The organism is Aliagarivorans marinus DSM 23064 (assembly GCF_000429485.1).
GTDB lineage: Bacteria > Pseudomonadota > Gammaproteobacteria > Enterobacterales > Celerinatantimonadaceae > Aliagarivorans > Aliagarivorans marinus.
In genome coordinates this window covers 42,606-67,265 of the sequence record NZ_AUBY01000022.1, presented here as the reverse complement: position 1 = coordinate 67,265, position 24,660 = coordinate 42,606, and the positions used below count along the sequence as shown (strand labels likewise).

Genomic DNA, 24,660 nt, shown 5'->3' with positions numbered 1-24,660 from the left:
GCCCGGCGGTGAAGACTTACTCACATAAAATATCGAATTCACTGAATCTAAGAACTCTAACGCTGCACTCATGAGTTTCTGCAATAGAAAATTTTGACGTGACGCATGTCTGCAGCTGATTACTACTTCACCAATCGCCAAGAAATCGCTATTATAGCGCTGAATTTCAGATGAGCTCGCTTCTCGAATATGTAGTCGGGCTCATTGCATAATGACTAGCCGCAAGTGTGTTCGGTTCATGGTCTAAGTAATGAATTTGAGCTGCTCTGCGCTAGCGTTTGCTTTGCCCGCCTCAATATTGTCTGCTCGTTACTGACGACTGCCACTTGCGCTATCAAGCCAAACCATAAACAGATAGCAAACAAAATGCCCTCGGCGTTTTGTATAGGTAACACCATGCGTAATGCAGTACTAACACGAGTATGGCGACAGCTTCCGCAACGCCATCGACAGATTATCTTGGCCAGCTCAGTGGTGATGCTGGCCAGCGCAATGTGGCCCGGCAGTACCGTTATCGGCCACCAGCGCCAAATGCTCGAGCTTCCTACGCTTGAAACCAGCGTCAATCTGCCTGAGTTCAACGACGAAAGCGTTCCCCAGATCCCACCCAACTACCAGTATCAAATCCAAACCGGCGATACCCTGAGTGCGGTATTCTCTGAGTTCAATGTTAACCAGCAGCTGATGTACCAGATCCTTGAAGCGGATATGGATGTACTGGCTCTGGACACCCTTCAGCCAGGCCACGAGCTTAAGTTTTGGCTGGATGCCGACGGCCAACTAGAACGCCTCGAGATCGCCTTTAATATTGCCGAGCAGGTCATCTACTCGCGGGTCGAAGAGGACGTATTCGAAGTCGAGCGTCTTATCCACGACGGCCAATGGGAAACCGAGACAGTTCATGGCGAGATCCATGGCAGCCTGTATGTTTCCGGGCAGCGCGCCGGCCTGACCGCCGCCGAGCTCGACCAGATCAACCGCTTGTTTGAAGACAAGATCAACTTTGCCCGCGAACTGCGTGCTGGCGACCGCTTCGAGGTGCTGCGTTCAGTGCAAAGCATCGACCAGCAAAAGACCGGCAACAGTAACATCGAAGCAGTGCGGATCTTTAATCGCAGCAAAGAGCTCAACGCCTATCTGTTCAGTGATGGCAACTATTACGACAGCAACGGCGACAGCCTAGCACGGGCGTTTATGCGCATTCCGCTAAATCAAAGCGCACCGCGTATTAGCTCTGGCTTTAACCCGCGCCGCAAGCACCCGGTTACAGGTCGTATTTCGCCACACAATGGCACCGACTTTGCCGTGCCCATCGGCACACCGGTTCTCGCTGCTGGCGATGGCGTGGTCACTCGCATTGAGAACCACCCTTATGCCGGTAAATACATTGTGATTCAGCACGGCGGCCAATACCGCACCCGCTACCTGCACCTCAACAGCTTTAATGTGCGTAAAGGGCAACGGGTTGCTCGCGGCGATGTCATTGCACAATCGGGAAATACCGGCCGCTCTACCGGACCGCATTTGCACTACGAGCTGCATATCAATGGTCGCCCGGTCAATGCCATGCGCGCCAATATTCCGATGGCATCATCGCTCGACCAAGCACAACGCAGTGAGTTTGCTCAGTTGGTAGAGCAGCGCAACAACGTGTTCGAGCAGGCCATTCTCGCCGCCGCATCTGGCGAGGGCGCTACCCGCTCATAGCGTTACACTTGACTAAGCACTACCCTCGGACCCCGGCTTTATGTCGGGGTTTTTGTTTATATACGGGCACATTGACAGCTTCGCGAGCCCTTTAAATCACCCAAATGTCAGCATTTTTTACATCTAGAAAAACTGCCAGAAACAAGCGAGACACCTCTGCATAGCGATTTGACTATCGCGGACTCCACAACACACTGATTGGACCACTGAATATCAAGCGTAAGTTATGGGATTTGGTAAGGCTACAGAGTAATCCTCCAGACTCGGTAACAGTTTTTATATATTCTCCCTGTCAAAATTTTTTACAACAGTCACTCCTGCCAAGATTTTTTCTAAGCTAAACCCCTGTAATACCTATGCGGCTCATAATTGGATCACAACTTGCTTATAAGCTTTTCAGAAATAACCTACTTGGTTTTGATGAGGAAGTATGAAGTCAGTTGTTAGTATTTTCAGCCTGTTGTTGCTTTTGGCGTTTTCAGGCAGTAGTTCAGCTACACATTTAAAAGCGTGCCAAGAAAAGCGCTTCACACTGGAGTCCGTAACGGTTGTTGGCTCTAGCGAAAACCTACTGGGCGACTCTTATAATGCCAGTAACTGTATTGGCGTTATTCCAGCTGTCGACGCGTTCCTTGGCAACAATGACCCAAACCCCAACTTGGGACAAGCCGGTGATGGCTTGCTAAATGGAGAAAGCCCATTCTTCGATGGGATGGAGTTCATCACTGAAGACCAACTGCAAGACATCGATGGCGATGGTGAAGCGACCGATCCAGGTTGGATTCATCTGGCTACCACTGTTCTGCCTGGCTTTGGCAATAGTGAAACGTTCTACAACACCTCAGGCCCATACCCTGATGGAGACCTGGAGCTGAACATCGACGACCTGTTAGATATCAGCTTTGATTGTCGCAACCGAAAATGTACTAAAGGCACGTGGACACTCACAACCGATCCTGACATCGTCGCCGAGGTTCAAGAGCTACTGGGTGCAGCCACCTTTGACCACTTAGCGTTTTCAATCAACGTTAGTGGCGGCTTCCTTGGCCAGTCTGCCATCTACGACTTTAACTTCGCAGACATCTTCGCAAATGAAGACAACGACGAGCTGAACTTCTTCACGGCTTACGAGCTAAGCGGAAGCTTCAACACCAAAGACTTCTGGAAGAAGGGCGACAAGAAGCCACTAACGCTGTACATCAACACCTGGGCGCGTGACCCACAGATGACCAGCTCAGTCAGTGAACCACTGAGCATGGCGCTATTCGGTAGCATGCTACTTATGCTGGGCTACCGCCGCCGTCAGCGCTAATACACAAGTTTGAACCTCCTAAGCAAAAGCCCGGATTATTCCGGGCTTTTTTTTGCCTAGAAACAGCTGCATCGCTGATAAACTGATACCCTGTTAAAGCCTAATCCCTAGCAACGCCTACGAGTAAGGAAGCCTTATGATCACCCTTTACGGTACCCCGCGAACGCGTTCACTGCGTGTCTCATGGCTGTTAGAAGAACTTGGCATTGATTGGAGCTACCACTATGTCGACTTAGCTGCCGGTGAACACCGTGGCGAAGCGTATCTGAGCATCAACCCCTGCGGTAAGGTGCCGGCTCTATCTGACGGCGATATGGTGATGACCGAATCTGCCGCCATCTGCTACTACTTGGCTGAGAAGTACGGCCCTCACCTGCTACCCGAGCCCGGCAGTAGCGCCGCAGCCCTGCACCATCGCTGGGTGAGCTTTACTATCTGCGAGCTAGAACAGCCGCTTTGGAGCATGGGTAAGCACCGCTTTGGCCTGCCAGAGAAGCACCGCATTCCCGAGATGCAAGGCTGCGCCGAATGGGAGTTTGCCAAAGCCTGCCAGATTGCCGAGAACTGGTTACCCAACAGCAAGTTCTTGCTCGGCGACCACCTTAGCGTCGCCGACATCTTGTTGGCCCATACCCTGAACTGGGCGGTCAGCTTCCAGCAAACGTTGCCAGAGGGGTTGATGGCCTATCGCAAGGCGATGAGTCGCCGCCAAGCCCTGCACCGAGGCTTGGAAAAAGAGATGCAAGGCAAGGCGCTCAGCAAACTCTGAGCACAGGCGCAGCCAGCGGCATAGACTGGAATAATGCCGCTGTCGCACGCCGCGAGCTTCGGCTATAATCCGCCGCTACTTTTTCTATCGGAGTCTTTCATGACCGGCATCATCACCCTTAAAGCCAAACGCGAGAAATCCCTGCTGCGTAAACACCCTTGGGTCTTTTCCAATGGGATCGCCAAGGTCAGTGGCAAACCACTACAGGGCGAAACGGTGGATGTTTATAGTCATGATGGCCGCTTTCTGGCGAAGGCTGCTTACTCGCCGGAATCGCAGATCCGCGCCCGGGTATGGACCTTCGACCAGCAACAAGACGTGAACAAAGACTTCTTTGTCGCTCGTCTGCAAGCCGCCCAAGCCAGCCGCGACCTGCTCAGCGAGTTCTGCCAAACCAATGCCTACCGCTTAGTGGCCGGCGAAAACGATGGCTTGCCCGGCATTACCATCGACAAGTACCAAGACGTATTGGTACTGCAACTGCTGAGCGCTGGCGCCGAGTTCCACAAGCGCAACCTGATTGATGCCCTGATTCAGCTCTACCCAGAGGCCTGCCTATACGAGCGCTCCGATGTGGACGTGCGCAAAAAAGAAGGCCTGGAGCCTGCCCAAGGCCTGCTGCATGGCAGCCTGCCAGCCCAGCCGATGGAAATCGAAGAGAACGGCCTGCGCCTGCTGATTAACGTAGAAACCGGCCACAAGACCGGCTACTACCTGGACCAGCGTAACAACCGCGCCATGGTCGGTAAGATGGCCAAAGACCGCCGGGTACTTAATTGCTTTAGCTATACCGGTGGTTTTGGCACCTATGCCTTAGCCGGTGGCGCCACTGAAGTCACCAACGTTGACGTGTCCGACGATGCGCTAAGCATTGCAGCGAAGAATGTTGAGCTAAACGGCCTCGATGCCAGCCGTATCACCCATCTCAACGCCGATGTGTTCAAACAGCTACGGGATTACCGTAAAGAAGGTCGCCGCTTCGATATGATTGTGCTCGACCCACCGAAGTTTGTGGACAGCAAAGCCAGCCTGAACCGCGCCTCTCGTGGCTACAAAGACATCAACATGCTAGCCATGCAACTGCTTGAGCCCGGCGGTATTCTCGCCACCTACTCGTGCTCAGGCCTGATGCCTTCAGGGCTGTTCCAAAAGATTGTCGCCGACGCCGCGCTGGACGCCGGTCGTGACCTGCAGTTTTTGAAAACCCTTGAGCAAGCGGAAGATCACCCAACCTCAGGGCCGTATCCTGAGGGCTACTACCTGAAAGGCTTCCTTTGCCGAGTGGCGTAATCGCCCACTCAAGCGCGCAACAAACAAAGGGGCAATTTGCCCCTTTGTTGTATCTGCAGCAAGCCGACCTGTTAATTAAGCCGTGCTTCCACAAAATCACACCAAGCATTGCTGCCCGCGTCCGGCACGTCAGGGTTGCCACGTTCACCCAAGCGAAAGGTAATCACCGAGAACCACTCGCCCGAACCAATATCCGGTCCATGCCCCGCGCCATCGCCACTGGTGATACTGGCCTCGATCTGCTCGAAACGTGCTTCATCACATGGTGCATTGGGATCGATACTCTGCTCGGGAGTTTGCTCGCTGCAAGCCATCAACAACGTTGCAAGGGTAATGGGGAGGATTCGAGTCATACTGCTTCTCTCTCGGTGGTGTGTAGCTGCTGGTTGGTGTACAGCAGCTTGGTAAATACCGCCTGCTGCTTATCCAACTGATAGCCCATGCTGTGATAAAACTTATGGGCTCGTTCGCGTGCAAGATTGCTACGCACTCGTATGCTATCACAACGTGTGCTCAGCCAGCACTCCGCCTGTTCGATCAGCGCTTTACCAAGCCCCTGATTTCGCGCATGTTCTGCAACAATTAGGCTGACGATCTCGCCATTAACGCCTTCAGCTAAACGCGCATCAACAATCGCACAGATACACCCTGATACCAGTCCCTCAAGTTCACAGACAAATACCTCACCGCCAGATTGCCGAATGCGAGTAACGTTGTTCAACAGGGTATCTGGGCAGTGCTCATAGCCTAACTGAGTCATCAAGTTGAGTAACGCCACTAGGTCCTGTGGCTGAAAAGGTCGGGTAGTTCGTTCCATAATTTCTACTGCATTGGTTAACTGAACTGCGAGTTCTCTCAACAAAACCTTCCAACAGAGGAATCCCCGCGAAGGATAATCTAGTCGCCCATTGTTACAGTTTGACGGACGAACTAAGTCCTAAGCGCACTGCAAAATACGGTTATCGCTCAACTTTGACCACTTAGTCAGCGATCTGCTACAAAGCGTCACGCCACAGGTAAATAAAACAAAGCCATTTACGTTACATTGCTGTTAAGATAGCCCTTTGTTAGTCGGGGAGCCTTCGGGCTGAGATCGCGTCATGTTTGAGCCTAATCGCTCACGATGCGAACCCGTTGAACCTGATTCAGTTAGCACTGACGGAGGGAACTAACGCCAGCTTACAGCACCGATCCCGCTGGGCTGAGCCTCCCCTACGTAGTGCCGACCATAAAATGGAGTGCGCTATGACCGAGCATCTTTCTGCCATACCGAATGTAATGACCATCGCTGGGTCCGATAGCGGTGGCGGTGCGGGTATTCAAGCAGATATCAAAGCCATCTCTGCCACCGGCAGCTACGCCAGCTCGGCGATTACCGCACTGACTGCGCAGAACACCCAAGGGGTAAGCGGCATTGTGGCGGTAGCGCCCGACTTTGTGCAGCAGCAACTCGATGCCGTGTTCAGCGATATCAACATCGCTGCGGTCAAAATAGGCATGCTGGCCGATAGCCATGTGATCGAAGCAGTTGCCAGCAAACTTCGCGAATATCGACCCAATATCGTGGTGCTTGACCCGGTAATGGTCGCCACCAGCGGCGATCTGCTGCTCGAGCCTTCCGCCATTGCCAGCCTGAAAAGCGAGCTACTGCCGCTGGCAACCGTGATTACTCCAAACCTACCGGAAGCGGCTGCCCTGCTGGGCTGCGCGGTACCCACCAATCAAGCCGAGATGGACGCGCTGATCGATGAGCTGCGCAAGCTCGACACCCAAGCAGTGTTACTTAAAGGCGGCCACCTGGAGCAGGAAACCCACAGCACCGACCTGCTGATTACCGCCGATAGTGTTGAGCGCTTAACTGCTGAGAGAGTAGCAACCAGCAACACCCACGGCACCGGCTGCACCCTATCATCAGCCTTGGCCTCTTACTTGGCCCAAGGCCAGTCACTTAGCCAGGCCGTTGCCAGCGCCAAGGCCTATATCACTGACGCACTCAAGCAGGCAGACAGCTTAGCGGTTGGCCAAGGCCACGGGCCGGTGCAACACTTCTTCGCTCTGCACAAACAATCCGAGACGCAAGGCTAAGAGGCAACCATGAATAACACTTCTGTCTCGGGCCCTCGACTCGGCATCGCCATTGAGCACGCCTCACTGCGCTATCACGACGCTGAACAGCCGGTGCTGGCTAATGTGAACATGCAGATCGGTGCTGGCCGCTGGACCACCCTGCTAGGGCGCAGCGGCTGTGGCAAAACCACCTTGCTGCGTTATCTGGCCGGGTTGCTTGATGGCCAAGTGGAAAGCCAAGGTCGCTTCAGTATCAATGGCGAGGCCGGTATCGGCGACTTAGAGCATCAGGTTGCCTATATGGCTCAGCAAGACCTGCTGTTCCCATGGCTGAGCGTGCTGGACAACGTCTGTCTGTCGGCCCGTTTGCAAGGCGACAAACACAATCCGCAGATTCGAGCCAAAGCCCTTGAGCTGCTCGAACAGGTCGGCCTCGTCGCGCAGGCCGACGCCCTGCCCGCTCAGCTCTCTGGCGGGATGCGCCAGCGGGTCGCACTGGCCCGCACCCTGCTGCAAGACAAGCCCTTGGTATTAATGGACGAGCCCTTCTCGGCGCTCGATGCGGTAACTCGCCACCAGCTACAAGAGCTGGCCGCCAAGCTACTGAAAGACAAAACCGTCGTGTTGATTACCCACGACCCACAAGAAGCGCTGCGCCTGAGCCATCAGATCTATGTGCTACAAGGGCAGCCCGCCAGTGCCAATGCGCTGCCTGCATTAGAGGGCGAGCCGCCACGCCGCTTTAATGCCGAGTTGGCCGAGCTGCAAGAGAACCTACTAAGTATGCTGGAGGCCAGCCATGTCTGATCTGCCACAAGTGAGTAATGCTATTCCCGCCAAGGCTCCGCGCAGCCGCTGGGTGGGCAAGCTGGTTAAAGCCAGCCTAAGCCTGTTGTTTATCTTGGCGTTATGGCAGGCCATCGTGTGGATCTTCAAGATGCCAGCCTTTATCCTGCCCAGCCCCGGCGCGGTATTGGCGAAACTAGTCAGCCGCTGGGATGTGCTGGCCCACCATAGCTGGGTAACAGCGCAAGAGATCTTACTCGGTCTGCTGCTGGGGCTGAGCATGGGCCTGTGTTTTGCCCTGCAGATGCTGCTATTCCAACCACTGCGCCGCTGGCTGCTGCCTATCTTGATTGCCAGCCAAGCCATTCCAGTATTCGCCATCGCCCCGGTGTTAATGCTGTGGCTGGGCTACGGTATCGCCTCGAAGATTGTGATGGCGGCACTGATTATCTTCTTCCCCGTCACCACCTGCTGCTACGACGGTCTGCGCAATACCCCGCGCGGCTACCTCGATTTGGCCCACACCATGGGCGCATCGCCGTGGCGGGTGCTTACCCAAGTGCGCCTGCCTGCCGCGCTGCCTGCATTGGCATCGGGTATTCGCGTGGCTGTGGTGGTTGCGCCGATTGGCGCGGTGGTGGGTGAATGGGTTGGCTCCAGCGAAGGGCTGGGCTATCTCATGCTCCAAGCTAATGCGCGCATGCTTATCGACGAAATGTTTGCCGCACTCTTTATTCTTGCCAGCCTGTCGGTGGCGCTGTACTTCACCGCCGATACCCTGCTCAACAAGCTACTGCCTTGGCAAGGCTCGTCTAACTAGGACCTAATAACAACAGTAAGGAACATCAATGAAACGCGTTTTATCTTCACTTTTGGGCGGCGCTGCGCTGCTTAGCGCCTCGATGCTGGCTCAGGCCGAAACCACCAAGCTCACGCTAATGCTGGACTGGTTTGTCAATCCCAACCACGGCCCGCTAGTGATTGCCGAGCAGCGTGGTTACTTCGCCGACCAAGACCTTGAAATCGTGATGCAGGAGCCTGCAGATCCGAGCATGCCTGCCAAGCTGGTCGCGGCAAAACGCACCGATTTAGCGGTCACCTACCAAACCAGTCTGGCCATCGACGTAGCGGCCGATTTGCCCTTGGTGGTTGCCAGCACCCTGATCGCCACCCCACTGAACACCCTGACCGTGCTAGAGAAAAGCGGCATCAAAACCATGGCAGATCTGAAAGGTAAGAAGATTGGTATCGCCATCGCCGGTAACGAAGAAGCCACCCTAGGCACCATGCTAGAGCGCAACGGCGTGGCCTTCGACGAAGTGCAGCTGATTAACGTTGGCTGGGCGCTGTCGTCCTCTCTGGCTTCTGGCAAGGTAGACGGTATCTGGGGCGGCCTGCGTAACTTTGAAAGTAACCAACTTGAACTAGAAGGCTACGCCGCTAAGGCCTTCTTCCCAGAAGAACACGGCGTGCCCGCCTACGATGAGCTGATTATCGTGGCGAACCGCGACGAGTATAACCACGATGCCATGGCGCGCTTTAACCAAGCGGTTGAGCTAGCGGTGCAGTACATCGTTAATCACCCTGAAGAGGCTTGGCAGCAGTTTGTGGCCTACGCCCCGGATACCCTCGACACCGAACTCAACCGCATGGCCTGGGAAGACACCCTAACCCGCTTCGCCTTGCGCCCGGCAGCGCAAGACTTTGGTCGCTACCAGCAATTTAGCGAGTTTATGTTTGAGAAGGGCGTGATTGCCAAGCCAGTTGCCACCGAGCTGTTCTTCCCAGCCGCCAAAGACTAGCAGAATCGAGTAAGGACTAAGCATGAATCATCAAGATCTGATCAAGGCCTGCCAAAGTGAGTGGCACGACTATACCCAACACCCCTTTGTTGAGCAGCTGGCCAATGGCGAGCTGGCACCGGCTGCTTATCTGCACTACCTCAAGCAGGACTTTCTGTTCTTGATTCACTACGCCCGCGCCTATGCGCTGGGCGTGTACAAAGCGCAAAACCTTGAGCAGATGCGCCGGGTGCTGCCCAGCCTGCATGCCCTGCTGGATACCGAGATTGCCCACCACGTGAGCTATTGTGAGCAATGGGGGCTAACCGAGGCCGACATGCAGGCCGAATCGGAAGATTTCGGCACCGTGGCCTACACTCGCTACGTGCTCGATACCGGCCTGGCGGGCGATATCTGCGAGCTGTTTGTGGCGCTGGCGCCTTGCTCCATCGGCTATGCGCAGATTGGCGCCGAGCGCTTAAACAGCGCCGATACGGTGCTGGAAGGCAACGCGTTCCGCTCTTGGGTTGAGATGTACGGCAGTGAGGAGTTTCAAGATGGCGTCGCCACCGGCGCCGAGTTCCTCGACCAGCTATTGGCCGATATCGAACTGGACAGCCCACGTGGCCAGCGCCTGTGTGAAATCTTCCGCACCGCCACCCGCATGGAAGTCGCCTTCTGGCAGCAAGGGCTGGATGCCGCCTAATCACCATTGACTTGGATTGAAGCAATCATGAAACAACAGATCATCGACACCCTAAACACCCTGCGCAAGCAAAAGCCCTTGGTGGTGAATGTCACTAACTACGTGGTGATGAACAACACTGCCAACGCCCTGCTGGCGGTGGGCGCCTCGCCGATTATGGCTCACAGCCGTGAAGAGATGGCCGAGATGATGAGCTTCGCTGGCGCCTTGGTGATTAACATCGGCACCCTCGATAGCCAATGGCTGCCTCGAATGCTGTATGCGGTGGACCAAGCCAATGCCAACGGCAAACCCGTCGTGCTCGACCCGGTCGGCTGTGGCGCGAGCCGCCTGCGCACCGATGCCGCCCGCCAACTAGCCGATCTCGCCGAAACCTTGATCGTACGCGGCAATGCCTCTGAGGTGATTGCGCTAGCCGGTGAACAGGCCCAAAGCAAAGGCGTGGACGCCCTCGACAGCAGCGACGCTGCCCTCGGTGCTGCCCGCTACTTGGTCGACCACTATGATTGCGCTGTAGTGATCTCCGGTGAGCAAGACTACGTGCTAACCAGCGATGCCGAATACCAGCTAGCCAATGGCGACAAGATGATGCCCTTTGTCACCGGCATGGGCTGCTCGCATACCGCACTTACCGGCGCCTTCGCTGCGGCAGGCGATCTCACTGGCCTGGCGGCCACTGCAGTGCTCGGCGTTGCCGGCGAAATCGCCGCCGAGCAATCCAAAGGCCCCGGCTCGTTGCAGGTCAACTTATTGGATGCGCTGTATTTGCTGGATGAGCAGTTGCTGGAACAGCGTTTGAAGGTCAAACAGCTGTAAGCAACCAGCTAACTTGAGCGAGGTCCAAAAATGAGCAACCCATTTGCACAAGATACGCCCAGCCTATACTTGGTCACCGACGAAAACCTCAGCCTGTCTAGGCTGTGTCATGTTGTCGAGCAAGCCGTGAAAGGCGGCATAGGCGTGGTGCAATTGCGGGAGAAGCGCGGCGATGTGCGCGCGTTTATCGAGCGCGCAGAAGCTTTAAAGAGCACGCTGGCGGGCAGCGGGGTGCCGCTAATCATCAATGACCGAATCGATGTGGCGCTAGCCGTCGATGCCGATGGGGTTCACCTCGGTCAGACCGATATGCCCGCTGAGTATGCCCGTAAACTACTAGGGCCCAATAAACTGCTTGGCCTGTCGGTCGAGAGCGAACAGCAACTGATTGAGGCGCAAAGTCTGCCGGTCGATCATCTCGGCCTCAGCGCCATTTTCGCCACACCAACCAAGACTAATACTCAGCATCATTGGGGTATTAACGGGCTGACCAAAGCGATTGCCCAAAGCAAACTGCCACTAGTGGCGATTGGCGGGATTAACCAAGGCAACATTGCGGAGATCGCAGCCGCCGGCGTGGCGAGTATTGCCTTGGTCTCGGCGATTTGTAGCGCCGAGGATCCGCAGTGTGTGAGTCGTGAGCTAATAGCCTTGATGAGCGGCAAAGCCTAGCGTTCTTTGGGATATCCATGAACTAGCCAACAACAATCGCAAAAGCGGCGCAAAATGAGTGAATTAGCCACAGACAGAGGATTATCTGTCTACCCTAGTAAGGGTATATAAATCTCCACGGAAGGAAGCATTATGGAAGAGTTAGTTGAACAGTTAGACATAAACCAGTACCTGCCGGTCATCATTGAGGGAGCCACCAACGTGTTACTGGCCGCAGTGATCCTGATAGTCGGCCTGTTTATCGCCAATCGAGTGAACAAGATCATCTGTAACATTGGCGAGCGTTATCAACGATTAGATGACACGCTGTTTCGCTTTTTAGGTAGCTTAGGCAAGTATGTGGTACTGGCCTTCGTGGCAATTGCGGTGCTCAATCGCTTTGGGGTGCAAACCGCATCCATCGTTGCCTTGTTAGGTGCCGCTGGCTTAGCGGTGGGTCTGGCGTTGCAGGGGACTCTGTCTAACCTAGCTGCAGGGGTAATGCTGCTGATCTTCCGTCCCTACAAAGTGGGCGACTTTATCGGCGCTGCCAGCCAGTTTGGTAAGGTGCAGGAAATTGACCTGTTTACCACCATTCTACAAACCTTTGATAACCAGCAAATCATCATTCCCAACAGCCAAATTTGGGGTAGCCAGATTACCAATCACTCCCACCATGCTGTACGTGGCGTGGATATGCACTTTGGCGTGGCCTACAAAGAGAATACCGATCAGGTAAGAAAGGTGATCGATGAGGTTCTGGCTAATCACCCGCATATCCTGAAAGATCCCGCCCCCTTTGTTGAGGTGGAAACACTTAACAATAGCTCGGTAGATTTTCTGGTTCGCCCCTTCTGCGAAGGTGAGCACTACTTCACAATCCTCTACTCCGTGCCAGAGCAAATTAAGAAGGCGCTGGACGAGAATGGAATTGAGATCCCATTCCCACATAGAAAAGTCATTATTGAGAAAGAGCAATAACTAACAACGTATGATCTCGAAATGTAATCATCCCCTAGTTTAGGGGGTGATTACGCAGTAACAGTTCGCTCCCCCCCCGCTCAAACCGATAAGCCTGCTAGTTGGGCGCAAGAAACGATTAACTGAAGCGCAACGCTTACCAGTCGAGCTTATCGACTTACAAGCAGTTTTTGCTTCTCCAACCAAGACCAGTACCAACCAACATTGAGGAGATAGCGGCCACAGGAGTGGCAAGCACTGCCTTGGTTAGGGCGAGAGGTTCACCGCCAGCGAACCGAATGTTGTTGGAAAAGGGGGTTGATAGTTGGCCATGCCAACAAAGAGCAACTTAGAAGAATCGCGAACGACTTTTCGTATTAATCCTATTGTTGCGCGTATTGAGTCAATTGGAGATACTTAACTATCATTTGACCTTGGTTTCAATAGTCATGAACCTCGAAGACATCGCTTTATTTGTTCAGGTTGTTGAACAAGGTAGCTTTACCAAAGCAGCTGCTCTAAATGATTTACCCAAGTCCACGATTAGTCGAAGAATTCGAAGCTTGGAGGATGCTCTTCACTGCCGGTTACTAGAGCGAACAACGCGAAAACTAACCCTGACCGGAGTTGGTCAACAATTTCTGCACAGGGCTTACGAGATCACCAAGCACATAGAAGAAACTCAACAGCAAATAAGTCAGTCGCAAGATGACTACTCCGGTAACCTCACGTTGTATGGCCCAGAGCACCTGTTTCGTATGGGAACGGGTCAGATTGGCAACTTTCTTAAAAGCTATCCCAGCCTGTCTATTTCCATTCATACTTCCGCGCTGCCACTGAGCGCAATGACCGAGCGTCGTTTTGATTTGATGCTCACAATTGGGGACTTGCCAGATTCTTCTCTTATCGCGGTACCTATTGCCACTCTTGACTATGACTTATATATCAGCCCTGAGTATTTGAGCCATGTCGGAGTGGACGTAACTGAAGAGGAGGTGGTCGCAACACACAATATCGCAATACAGGAACTGTCTAACCACACCCACTGCTGGCCTCATGAAACGTTGCCCCTCAAGCGAGCACCTCGGTTTTTAGTAGAATCGCCGGGGCTACTGACAGAGTACGTTAAGCAAGGGATGGCTGTCGGGTGCTTACCTGTTTCTTTGGTGAGAGATGAGATAGCAGCAAGGCAGCTAATCTCTATGTTTGAGAGTCGATACCGCTTTTCTGTTCCTGTTTATGCGGTTTACCACTCTCGTCGTTATGTGCCCGCAAAGGTAAAGCTTCTGATAACGGAAATTAGGGAAAAACTGCAGACCACTATTGATGAGCTAGAAACTCACTAATTGTTCCATAATTCGGCACAAGCTATTCCTCATAGCACTGTTTATCCTCGTACTTACACGGCCTAACATCGAATCAATATCAATCGGTCAATTCGAGGTCACCATGTACGACAACGTTCTAACCGTAGGCTCTGCCCTTTACGCAGTTTCAGCCTTCGTTTCCTTATTCTTATCTGGTTTGCTATTCAGGGACTTAGCAGATGTTAGTCAGTGGGTAGTTCAAACTGCAAGACACACTACTATGCGAGTTTGGTACCACCGCCACGCCATCGCCATCGCCTCACTACTCTCCTTTGCCACTAGCATTGGGTTACTTTGGTACAACCAAGATACGGTCAGTATTTGGCTTGGCCTATCGGCTAGTCTCCTGTTTTTGCTATTTTTTTACAGCGGCTATATCAACCCTCACATCATGATGCGCGCCCGCATGAAAAATGGTGTTTTCGTTTCTGTAGAACAAGCCAAGAAACACTATTCCGACCAAGAAAGCGTGATAGTCATTGATATAGACGGAGAAGCACGCGCACATTCAGACCGTCAAATGCTGCGCCCTCATGTCGCAGGGAATGGTCAATCAATGGGAGGCGAAGAGGTGGTTATGACTTACTGCGGACTAACCAACTTGGGAATCGCATACACTCCAGAAATTGACGGGCAAGCCGTTGACCTAGCGCCGATGAATCAGCTGGAAAACAACCTCGTTATGTACGACAAAGTTACTGGCGAGCCGATACAGCAGATTTGGGGGAGTAAAGAAGCTGATGTTAACGCCTGCGCCTGTGCACCGAGGATGAAAGAGCACCCGACCTTTAGAATGCCATTTGCTAAGTTTGCTCAGGCTTATCCTGAAGGCCAAGTATTTCTAAACGACTATTTAATCAAAGAAATGCGGCCATCATTTTGGAAAAACCCTTTCCTTGCGATCTACGATCCCATTATGGATTTGCTCTTCAAAAGCGCCAACGTGTATCAGGCCAAGTCTGATAAACCGGTCTTTCCCACCATTGAAGTAAAAGATACTCGACTAGCGAGCAAAACATTGATTTGGGGTGTCAACGTAGAAAACGACTACGTTGCCTATACCGAGCAGTTTGTACGCGAGCACAACGGTATAATCAATACTACCGTGGGAGGCAAAGCAGTGGTGGTGGCCTACGATGAGCATTTTCAAAGCTTGGGCATTTTCTACAATCACTCAGGTGCTGATATCGACACCATCGACTTTTGGGGCAACACCTTACATGGAAAGCTTTCACGAGTAGAGAGCGTAAAAGCTGGAGCCTATTGGATGGTTTGGGCTAACTTCTTCCCTGAAACAGACTTGAATCGCGGTTAGCCCCCGCTTTCATAGCTTTAATGTAGTTCGTTACATCGCCCAAGAGATTACGAAAACAAGAGCACAAAGATCTAGCTTTCGAAATGAAGCCAAGAGTGTCACGCAACAGGTGAGGGATCCTTACTTGTTGCGTTCTAGAATCTTAACAGGCTTTTACCTATTATCGCGCTCGATGAAATAGCGACTCTCTATTGCGAAGCCTCCTTCCTCCTCACCCCTTGCAAATCAACATACTACCCCCTACATAGCTGCTAAACTCACTCCCATACCTCAAGCAATTTTCGGAACCTCCATCACACCCTCCGAAAATTTTCGCTTAACGTGAAAGCTTGTTGCCGTTAGTCGGTTCAAGATAACGTAGTCAATAAAAATTAAGTGACCAAAAACATGTCATTACGAACAAGGATGTTTGCTGTGTGTTTTGCTGTGCTTGGCTGCTCAGTGCAGGCCGAACGCTTCAGCGTGACGGTGTTAAGCCCCGAGGGCAATCCGGTTGAGCATGCGGTGGCGGCGCTGGTGCCGCTCGACAAGTCATTGATTCCCGAGGTATCCACCTCCACACCAGCGGTGATGGACCAGATCGACCGCCAGTTTAGCCCCTACGTGCTCGCCATTCAGGCCGGGGAGTGGGTGAACTTCCCGAACTCCGACTCCATTAAGCACCACGTCTACTCCTTCTCCGAGGCTAAATCATTTCAGCTGCGCCTGTATAAAGACAAACCGCCCGAGCCCTTGGCCTTCGAGAAACCGGGCGTGGTGGCGCTCGGCTGTAATATCCATGACTGGATGATTGGCTATATCTATGTGGCGGAGTCGCCATGGTTTGGCATTAGCGACACCAGTGGTGAGATTACCATCGAAGCGCCGCAGGGCGAGTACCAACTGCATGTATGGCACCCGCTAATGAAACCGGCCGATCTGGCGCGCGAGCAGAACGTCACGGTTGCCACAAGCAGTCAACTAGCGTGGACGCTGCAAGAGGCGCTGCATTCCCTAACCCACGACCATCTAACAGACGAGTTTGATGAATATTAAAAAAGGGCTAGCTTTAGGCACCACCAGTATTCGGCGACGCATCTTGCTGTCGTTTGCGCTGGTGTTATCACTGGGGATCACCTTGGTATCGGTGACCACATTAAACGCGGCATATCGCCACACCACCAGTCAGCTGGGAACACGCCTTAGTGTGGCCAGCACGGTGTTTATGTTGATGATCGAGAACGAAGCCAACAGCCTGAATGATGCGCTGACCATCTTCGCTAAAGACTTCAACTCCAAGCAACTGCTGGACGATGCACGCAACGACTCTGCCTCGCTAACCGCCGCGCTGTATAATCTGCAGCAACGCAACCGCGCCGACTTTGTGGTGGCCTATAGCGCCGATGGCGAGCGACTGGCTGCGACCGCCGATGATATTCCCAGCAACCTGCCCGCTCAGCTGGGCAGTGATGGTTATGGTTTCATCGAGGTAGACGGCCAAGCATTTTTAGTCGAAGTCGCCCCCTACCGCTTTTTAGAGCAAAGCCCCAACCCCAATGGTTGGTTGGTAATAGGCGAAGCGCTGGACCGCTTTCTGGTGACCGAGCAAACCCGTGAATTGATTGGGTTGGATCTGATGGTGTTCGCCGGTGAGCAAGCGGTGGCCAGCACCAGTCAACCGCTGTTAGAGCGCGCCCTACAACTGAAGGTGAATGACTTTGCCGAGAACAGTATCGGCAAGGTGCACCTGCCCGAGGAGCACTTGATCTGGCGCTTTAGCACCGACGCGACTATCACCTCCGGCCTGCAATTTGCGTTTGTCATGCCCAACGACACCGCCTACCTGAATTTTATCAACCTGTTAGATGAGTTCGTGTTGGTGCTGATAGTGGTGGCGGTGCTAGCTTCGGTGCTAACCATCTATGTGGCCAATGGCATCAGCCGTCCGATGCGTCAGCTCGTGTCCAAGGCGGAAGGGATTCAGCACGGTAATTACGCAGGCTCGTTCCCCACCTACAAGACCACCGAAGTGCAAAGCCTGAGCACCGCACTGCAATCGATGCAGCAGGGCATTGTGCAGCGCGAGCAAGAGATCCACACCCTGGCCTACTTCGACAGCTTGAGCGGCCTGCCCAACCGCAACGCCTTTGTTAAACATATGGCGGACCTAATTGAACAACAGCCCTCACGGCCCTTTGCAGTCATCACTCTCGATCTGGACCGCTTTAAAGAGATTAACGACACCCTCGGCCACGATGTGGGCGATAAGCTGCTGCAACGAGTCGCCCAGCGCTTAACCCGCTTTGAGTACGACAACGCCTACTACGCCCATATCGGCGAAGACGAGTTTATGATTCTGCTCACCGACATCGCCAGCTACCGGCTGAAAGCCGATGTGGAGCAGTTCTGTAAGATGTTTGATTCCGCCTTTGATATCGACGGTGTACTGATCGATATCGAGGCAGGCTTTGGCGTGGCACTCTACCCCGAGAATGCCCAAAACACCGGCGGAATGATGCAGTGTGTCGATATCGCGCTCGGGCATGCCAAAAGCACCCACCACAAGATTGTTTACTACCGCGACGAGCTAAACCAACACTCTGTGCAACGCCTGAGCCTAATGACCGAGCTGCGCAGCGCTATCGAACGCGACGAGCTGCAGCTGTTCTATCAACCGAAACTGAATATCGAACTCGGAAAAGTAACCAAGGTGGAGTGTTTGGTTCGCTGGATCCACCCCGAGCATGGTTTTGTCGGGCCAGATGATTTTATCCCACTGGCCGAGCAAAGCGGCGCGATTCGCGACCTCACCAAGTGGGTGATCCGCACCGCGCTCGACCAATACCTGCAGTGGAAGGCCGCGGGCATCGAGCTGCAGCTGGCGGTGAATATCTCGGCGCTGGATCTGGTCGACAACGAGCTGCCTGCTTATGTGAGTGAAGAGCTCTACAACCGCAGCTTGTCATCCTCGGTGCTGACCTTCGAGGTGACCGAGAGCGCGATTATGGCCGAACCAGAGCAGGCGATGAAGGCGCTAACGCTGCTGAACAACATGGGCATCGCCCTTTCCATCGATGACTTTGGAACGGGCTACTCCTCCATGGGCCAACTTAAGCAGATGCCGGTGAGCGAGCTGAAAATCGATAAGTCCTTTGTGCTGAATCTGGCCTCGGATAAGCAAGACAGCATTCTGGTGAAGGCCAGCGTAGAGTTGGCCCATAACCTCGGGCTGTCAGTGGTGGCCGAGGGCGTGGAAGACGAGGCTTCGCTACAGATCCTCAAGCAGTACAAGGTGGAGTTTGCGCAGGGCTATTTTATTAGCAAACCTTTGAATTCGAGTGACTTTAGTGATTGGATAGAGCAGTACCATTTAATCGAGGGAAGTGATGAAGAGCAAAGGAACGCTCCTATTACGGCTGACTCACGTACTGCTGACTCAAGTACTGCTGACGCCAGTAGCGCTAGCGGCAGAGTATAAGCTAGAGGCCAGCGTTGATGCCGCCTGGGTTCGCGCCAGCAACAACGCAGAATGGATGCAAAGCTGGTTGCGCGAAGGCACCGGCATCACCCGCTATGATGGCCACAACGATGGCCTCGTGCTTTCTCAAGCCATGGCAGAAGGCGAGGTGGACTTCGAGAACGCCTGGCAACTGCAAGCCACCGTCTATTACTATCACGATGGCGACACCCGACTCGGCCTCACCGAAGCCGCCCTCACCTACCAGCCTCTCACTGCAGGCTGGAAGCACCGTGTGCGCGTGGGCGCCTTCTACCCCAACTTCAGTTTCGAGAACCCCAAAGCAGGTTGGCAATCGCCCTATACCTACTCCTTTTCCGCCATCAACAGCTGGGTTGCCGAAGAGTTGCGCACCATCGGCACGGAGTGGCAGATCACCCGACCGGGCAGGCAATACAACTCTAACCACACCTTTAGCCTTGTCTCATCCGTATTTGTGGCCAACGATGGCGCAGGCACATTGCTGGCGTGGCGCGGCTGGGCTTTACATAACCGCCAAACCCTGCTGGGCGAGCGCGTCGCCTTTGCCGATTATCCCTCGATTTCTGGCCCGCTGGAGCTACAGCCAAACTGGGTAAAACCCTTTCTAGAGACTGACGATCGCATCGGTTACTATATCGGCGGCCACTGGCGCCACCGACGTAACACCGAGCTGCGTCTATATCGCTACGATAACCGTGGCGACCCGCTGCAGGTTGACTCGCAAGGCCAGTATGCCTGGGATACTAAATTCTGGTCGCTATCGCTCAAGCACCTGTTCACCCGCGAGTGGCGGGTGCTGGCGCAATGGATGGATGGCAGCACGGCCATGGGCGACAGCGCCGCTGTAGCAGTCGACTTTAACGCTTGGTACCTGCTCACCAGCTACAAATACCATAAGCACCGCTTTAGCCTGCGCTATGACAACTTTGAGACGGTGGATACCGACAACAATCGCTATGATGTCAACGACAGCCATGGCCACGCTTGGACCCTCGCCTGGCGCTATCAGCCCCACAAATACATAGAAATGGGCATAGAGTACCTCTACGCCACCAGCTGGAATGCCAACCGAACCACACCCGATCAGCCCGGCGCAGACGCAGGCTTCGACTGGCCGCAACGAGGCAGCCGCGAGCAATGGCAGTTGGTGATCAGTGGGGTGTATTAGCCCAGTCATTCTGATATCTGGGGTCCTTCTGATATCTGGGGCCGCTCAGCTACAAGCGCTGCTGATTAGGCAGCTCACTTAAGCCCTTAAAACGAAGCGCGCTTAAGTTGTTTTGTACAACTTGCCCGACGTCGAAGAAAGTCAGTAAGCACTTCATTCACCTGTCATCTTCCCGCATATCACTCTCAATAGTAAGATGCGTAATAGCTCGCAACCAAGCCATATAACGTCGGCTAACTAAGATTTAGCACCTAAGGAGCCCAAGTTTGGACCTGAACCTAATCCGCGTTTTCGTGGCAGTTTATAGCCACTGCTCCTACACCCAGGCTGCAAATGAACTGGAGATTAGCCAACCAGCGGTCAGCCAAGCTATCAAGCGGCTGGAGGATCACTTAGGTACCGCATTATTCATCAGAGAGGGGCGAGGCATTGCGCCAACAGCGAAAGCCATCCAGATAGCCCAACCTTTCGAGAACGCGATAAACCTAGTCAACACCGCTTTCGCATCGGAAAGGCAGTTGATGGGGTACTGTGTGGAAGCCGTGCTGCATAGCATCGGCAATATGGAGGGAATCAAATTTGCTCTGCCCCCTAGCAACCAAAAGCAGGCCTTTGAGGACTTACGCAGCAACAAAGTTGACTTGTTGCTCGACAATGCCATGACTAATGATCCAGCCTTCGTTGTCGAGCCCCTAACAGAGCAATCTATCGTGGTGGTATGCCGCCAAGGTCACCCTCGGCTCAGCGGTGATTCAATCTGCAAGCAGGCATTCTTTGCTGAGGAGCATGTGGTATTAAAATCAAAACGTGGTGGCAGTCACTTCCTGGATATCTTAACCACCGAGAGTCTCGACCCATGTAAGGAGAGTGTCGAGGTGAGTGCGCTGTCTGGCTTAGCGATGATGGTCTCCAGCACCGACTGCATTGGCATCATGCCTCTTCCTTTCGCCCAGCTATGGGCAGACAAGCTGGGATTAAAAATCATGCCTATGCCAGTCAAGTCGATCCCTTTAGCCCTGCACCTTGTCTACCATCGCCGCTTCGCTGACGATCCGCACCACAAAAAGATCCGCGAGCAGCTCAGAACACGAGTACAGCTGACTGTTGCCCGATAGGCAGCAAGTCACTCGAGCACCCGAGCTCAACAACATTCCAACTCTACTGTCGGTTATTGATTTCTGACTCCCAACAAAGCTAACAGCAGTGGAGGCATCTCCACCTTCGGCTTATTGACTGCCAGCCAAAACATAAGCACTGATTATGTATGACATAGGCAATACCCACTAATAACTAATGGGTTAATTTTCTACACTGCTACTCATCAAATAACGAGCGACGCACCTGCTGCTGTGCGCCCTCCCCCATCATGTGGAGTAGATTGCTATGAACAAAACGCTTAAATCCTGCTTGGCTACTTGTGTATCGATGGCGCTGGCCGTTCCAGCGGCTAATGCCGCCATGTGGACCCATTATGATCAAGACCCCGACCACCAAACCGTTACTATGCCTAATGGCGCTGTTATTGACCCTTCAGGCCTAGCTAAGATCGGCAAGAACATCCGGGTTCATGGCGAACAGCGCGTTGAGCAGATCGCCGATAATATCTACATGATTCATGGGATTTTTTACGGACCAGTCATTATTGAGCGCCCCGAAGGCCTCATTGTTCTAAACAGTGGTGAACACGTCGAAGATGGGGCAAACTTCCGCCGCCTGATCCGCGAACAGGTAAGTGAAAAACCTATCATTGCGGTACTATACGATCACAACCACTATGCCAAGGGAACCTCAACCCTGCTGGACGGTGATGAGGCAATAATCGTTGCCCACCCCAAAACCAATGACATTATTGCGGCAAACGATGGTAGTGGCCTGGCGGTAGCGAATATTCCTGAGATGGGCAACCTACTGAACGCGCGTGGCGATATTCAGTTTGGTAGCCGCGTTCCGGCAGAGGGGCCTGACGCTATGGCATCTGGCCTAGCCATCGATTTCAGCCTGCCAAGTGGCTATGTAGAGTCAACCTTCGAGCCAGAAGATGGCGAGTGGTTTGAAGTGGCAGGCCTTAAGATCCAAGCCTTCCACGAGATTACCGATGCAGAAGATACTTTGACCTTCTGGATCCCAGAGCTTGAGCTGGTACTGGACAACGTATTTTGGCCTGGCTACAACATGTACACCCTGCGTGGTGACCTTTATCGTGACCCGCAAAATTGGATGTCAGCCCTGCGCCGCATTCGCGATCTAAACCCTGAGATCGTACTGTCGGGCGGCGGCGGAGCCAACGCGTTTGTCGGCAAAGACAAAATCGTGGAGAAAGCTAACGCCCTGCACGATGGCATGGCCTTTATCTATGACCAATCTATTCGGTTGAGTAATCAGGGGGTTAAGCCTTCTGAGCTGAAGCACCATATCGAGATGCCAGAGTCCTTGCTGCAGTACAGTGTAGTGAATGAAGGTTATGGTCAGTTTGACTCGTTCCCAGAAGCCTTTGCCCTGGAAAACCAAGGCTGGTTCTCAGGTTACGCTGAAGACATGCACAGCCTGCCAGCTGAAGTAAAAGCTGAACGCACCATTGCCCTGTTTGGCGGTGAGGCTCGTACCCTGGAAGCCTTCCAGCAAGCCTTCCAAGACAAAGAGTACTTATGGGCGAAAGATCTCGCGGTGATGCTATATCAAGTAGACCCAACTAATGAGGTGTACCGTCAAAGCTTGGCTGACACCTTCCGCGCATTGGGCCAACGCTCTCCCGGCTCGATTGTTCGCAACTTCTATCTTGCATCAGCCTTATCGCTAGAAGGCGATGAGAGTGTGACACTGACCTACGTTGAGTCAGAGAAGTGGATTGAAGCCGACCCGAAACGCGCAGTGAACCATCTACGCGTGCGTATCAACCCTGAGCAAGCGGCAGGTATGGACCATATGATCAGCTTCGCCATTGATGGTGAAACCATGGGCTTACATGTTCGCAACTCGATTGCCGAATTTGTTGAGAATCCAGAGCAACACTACAAAGCGAGCGACGCCACCATTGAGCTGAGCATGGCAGACTTTGTTGAGTACTATCAGGGCCGTAAAGCTGTAGAAGGCTTGGAAATGTTTGAGATGTTCAAACCGAGCCCTATGTACTAACCACAGAGGGTACTAACCACAAAGAGTACTAACCACCAACGATGTACCAATCACCACGCTCAAGAATCTGATAGAACGCATCGAATCATTCAGGCCAGCCAGTAGGGCCTGAATGATGCAGATGAAGAGGTCAAGCATGGCTAAGAGAATTGCTAAGATAAATCGCCTATCAACCTGGCTGATGGTAGCAATGCTGGTATTGCCTTCCATCGCTTACCCTTGCCGCTTCCATAGCGGCAGTGAGTCCGCCGATGGCCCTATACTGCCCGGCAGCAGCGATATCATATTGCAGTCTCACTTAGCTCAGCAAACTGGTGAGATGACCCCTCTAGCCCCTCTATCAGGTATGCGTGGTTATCGCCGGGCAGCATGGTGGTTAACCTTGTTGTCTCGTCGACTAGAAGCGCTTGGTTTGGCCGATTTACACATTGTGATCGTCGATGCCCAGATGTGGTCACAGATGAGCAGTCGTCATCAGCAAAGCGTCTTACTGGACATTGAGGCTCCCATCGATCGGGCCAATACAGTGATGCTAAGTGAAGCGGCGCTTGCAGCTCTGGTCAATCAAAGCCTGAGCTTTGAGCAAGCGATGAATTTGCGCGTGATGCAAGTCTACCGAGATGAGCTTGGTATCCGCGAGCAATTAACCAATGAATCAGGCCTTGATACACATAACTCAAACCAATTGGGGTAGAACAAATGAAAAGAATACTTGGCTACTTACTGCACTACAGCATGGTGTTAGCAGAGCGTAGCGCTCTGTTCTTGAAGGTATATCGCTTTGGAAACAGCCTTTTAGTCAAACACTGGGTAAGGCTCTATAACAAGAATGGTCTTGATGGCTGGCGCAAATTCTGGATTCCAGTGTTTGCCGAATGGGGCAAGGTTCGCGCTCCCCATTTGCAGAAGAAAATGAACATCGACACCCAGTCGGCTCGATCATTGGGCAGTTACCACGACTTTGAAGACCCGATATTTGGTATTACCGGCCATTGGGAGACCAGTGAACAAGGTGAACCGGTAAGGGTAGAGACACAGTGCACTGGCTGCGATCTGTTCCTCGCGGCAACCGACAACAAACAGTGTCACTCCGACTTCTGCCGCCACATGGTTAAGACCTTGGAGCAACATACCGGTGCAACCATGAACGATGACTATCAAGTAGAGATACTAGAGCTGCTGACCGAGGGCGATGACGCCTGCCGCTTTGTTCACCGCCTTAAGCAAGCAGAACGTGATGCGATGTCCTAAACAGCGCTAGATATCAAAATCAGCATGAGAATCAAAGCCCATAATGTGCAGGTAATCTGCACATTATGGGCAGACTCAGCGCTTGCCATATTGCACACTTTCTG

The 24,660-nt window shown here is 53.2% G+C and carries 23 protein-coding genes and 1 riboswitch; of the genes, 21 read left to right on the top strand and 2 right to left on the bottom strand.

The window, feature by feature from the left end; all coding sequences use genetic code 11:
- Positions 1 to 396: 396 nt before the first annotated feature.
- The 4 genes from G461_RS23965 (at position 397) to G461_RS0110705 (ending at position 5,078) form a co-directional block, all read left to right on the top strand.
- A complete protein-coding gene (locus G461_RS23965) occupies positions 397 to 1,707 on the top strand; it encodes a peptidoglycan DD-metalloendopeptidase family protein (protein ID WP_051333506.1) in 1,311 nt (436 codons plus the stop codon).
- 430 nt (positions 1,708 to 2,137) lie between these two features.
- Complete coding sequence (locus G461_RS0110715) at positions 2,138 to 3,019, top strand: hypothetical protein (RefSeq protein ID WP_026971841.1); 882 nt, start codon at positions 2,138 to 2,140, stop codon at positions 3,017 to 3,019.
- Between the two features lie 136 nt (positions 3,020 to 3,155).
- Complete coding sequence (locus G461_RS0110710; RefSeq protein WP_026971840.1) at positions 3,156 to 3,788, top strand: glutathione S-transferase family protein; 633 nt, start codon at positions 3,156 to 3,158, stop codon at positions 3,786 to 3,788.
- A gap of 99 nt (positions 3,789 to 3,887) precedes the next feature.
- Positions 3,888 to 5,078, top strand: a complete 1,191-nt coding sequence (locus G461_RS0110705; protein ID WP_026971839.1) for a class I SAM-dependent methyltransferase — start codon at positions 3,888 to 3,890, stop codon at positions 5,076 to 5,078.
- 71 nt (positions 5,079 to 5,149) lie between these two features.
- Here G461_RS0110705 and G461_RS0110700 read toward each other — a convergent pair whose 3' ends face one another.
- Both G461_RS0110700 and G461_RS25515 read right to left on the bottom strand, forming a co-directional pair.
- A complete protein-coding gene (locus G461_RS0110700) occupies positions 5,150 to 5,431 on the bottom strand; it encodes a hypothetical protein (RefSeq protein ID WP_026971838.1) in 282 nt (93 codons plus the stop codon).
- A complete protein-coding gene (locus G461_RS25515; protein WP_051333502.1) occupies positions 5,428 to 5,895 on the bottom strand; it encodes a GNAT family N-acetyltransferase in 468 nt (155 codons plus the stop codon). The genes G461_RS0110700 and G461_RS25515 overlap by 4 nt, the downstream gene beginning before the upstream one ends.
- Before the next feature lie 245 nt (positions 5,896 to 6,140).
- Positions 6,141 to 6,262, top strand: a riboswitch (TPP riboswitch).
- A 61-nt stretch (positions 6,263 to 6,323) separates the two neighbouring features.
- On the opposite strand from G461_RS25515, the gene thiD reads away from it, so the two are divergent.
- From thiD to G461_RS0110605, 17 genes are all read left to right on the top strand, one after another.
- A complete protein-coding gene (gene thiD, locus G461_RS0110690; protein ID WP_026971837.1) occupies positions 6,324 to 7,163 on the top strand; it encodes a bifunctional hydroxymethylpyrimidine kinase/phosphomethylpyrimidine kinase in 840 nt (279 codons plus the stop codon).
- A gap of 9 nt (positions 7,164 to 7,172) precedes the next feature.
- A complete protein-coding gene (locus G461_RS0110685) occupies positions 7,173 to 7,952 on the top strand; it encodes an ABC transporter ATP-binding protein (protein ID WP_026971836.1) in 780 nt (259 codons plus the stop codon).
- Positions 7,945 to 8,751, top strand: a complete 807-nt coding sequence (locus tag G461_RS0110680) for an ABC transporter permease (RefSeq protein ID WP_026971835.1) — start codon at positions 7,945 to 7,947, stop codon at positions 8,749 to 8,751. The genes G461_RS0110685 and G461_RS0110680 overlap by 8 nt, the downstream gene beginning before the upstream one ends.
- Before the next feature lie 28 nt (positions 8,752 to 8,779).
- Positions 8,780 to 9,733, top strand: a complete 954-nt coding sequence (locus tag G461_RS0110675; protein WP_026971834.1) for an ABC transporter substrate-binding protein — start codon at positions 8,780 to 8,782, stop codon at positions 9,731 to 9,733.
- 22 nt (positions 9,734 to 9,755) lie between these two features.
- The gene (gene tenA / locus G461_RS0110670; RefSeq protein WP_026971833.1) at positions 9,756 to 10,418 is read left to right on the top strand and encodes a thiaminase II; all 663 of its coding nucleotides are present in this window, start codon (positions 9,756 to 9,758) and stop codon (positions 10,416 to 10,418) included.
- 27 nt (positions 10,419 to 10,445) lie between these two features.
- A complete protein-coding gene (thiM, locus tag G461_RS0110665) occupies positions 10,446 to 11,234 on the top strand; it encodes a hydroxyethylthiazole kinase (RefSeq protein WP_157360286.1) in 789 nt (262 codons plus the stop codon).
- Positions 11,235 to 11,264: 30 nt separating this feature from the next.
- Positions 11,265 to 11,906 (top strand): thiamine phosphate synthase, encoded by a 642-nt coding sequence (gene thiE, locus G461_RS0110660; protein WP_026971831.1) that lies wholly within the window; start codon positions 11,265 to 11,267, stop codon positions 11,904 to 11,906.
- Positions 11,907 to 12,038: 132 nt separating this feature from the next.
- Entirely contained in the window at positions 12,039 to 12,866 is an 828-nt protein-coding gene (locus G461_RS0110655; protein ID WP_026971830.1) for a mechanosensitive ion channel family protein, read from the top strand.
- Positions 12,867 to 13,294: 428 nt separating this feature from the next.
- Positions 13,295 to 14,191 carry a LysR family transcriptional regulator gene (locus G461_RS0110650; protein WP_026971829.1) on the top strand — a complete coding sequence of 299 codons (897 nt, stop codon included), beginning with the start codon at positions 13,295 to 13,297 and terminating at the stop codon, positions 14,189 to 14,191.
- Between the two features lie 103 nt (positions 14,192 to 14,294).
- On the top strand, positions 14,295 to 15,527 hold the full coding sequence (locus tag G461_RS0110645; protein ID WP_026971828.1) for a DUF3179 domain-containing (seleno)protein: 1,233 nt from the start codon (positions 14,295 to 14,297) through the stop codon (positions 15,525 to 15,527).
- Positions 15,528 to 15,932: 405 nt separating this feature from the next.
- Complete coding sequence (locus G461_RS0110640; protein ID WP_169727248.1) at positions 15,933 to 16,562, top strand: methylamine utilization protein; 630 nt, start codon at positions 15,933 to 15,935, stop codon at positions 16,560 to 16,562.
- On the top strand, positions 16,552 to 18,984 hold the full coding sequence (locus tag G461_RS23955; RefSeq protein ID WP_051333500.1) for a putative bifunctional diguanylate cyclase/phosphodiesterase: 2,433 nt from the start codon (positions 16,552 to 16,554) through the stop codon (positions 18,982 to 18,984). The genes G461_RS0110640 and G461_RS23955 overlap by 11 nt, the downstream gene beginning before the upstream one ends.
- Entirely contained in the window at positions 18,893 to 20,173 is a 1,281-nt protein-coding gene (locus G461_RS23950; RefSeq protein WP_157360285.1) for a hypothetical protein, read from the top strand. Before G461_RS23955 ends, G461_RS23950 begins: the two co-directional genes overlap by 92 nt.
- A 266-nt stretch (positions 20,174 to 20,439) precedes the next feature.
- Entirely contained in the window at positions 20,440 to 21,288 is an 849-nt protein-coding gene (locus G461_RS0110620; protein ID WP_026971826.1) for a LysR family transcriptional regulator, read from the top strand.
- Between the two features lie 268 nt (positions 21,289 to 21,556).
- Positions 21,557 to 23,305: an alkyl sulfatase dimerization domain-containing protein gene (locus tag G461_RS23945; protein WP_051333498.1), complete on the top strand. Its 1,749-nt coding sequence runs from the start codon at positions 21,557 to 21,559 to the stop codon at positions 23,303 to 23,305.
- A 136-nt stretch (positions 23,306 to 23,441) separates the two neighbouring features.
- Complete coding sequence (locus G461_RS0110610; RefSeq protein ID WP_026971825.1) at positions 23,442 to 23,999, top strand: hypothetical protein; 558 nt, start codon at positions 23,442 to 23,444, stop codon at positions 23,997 to 23,999.
- A 5-nt stretch (positions 24,000 to 24,004) separates the two neighbouring features.
- The gene (locus G461_RS0110605) at positions 24,005 to 24,556 is read left to right on the top strand and encodes a hypothetical protein (RefSeq protein ID WP_157360284.1); all 552 of its coding nucleotides are present in this window, start codon (positions 24,005 to 24,007) and stop codon (positions 24,554 to 24,556) included.
- The last annotated feature ends 104 nt before the right edge of the window (positions 24,557 to 24,660 follow it).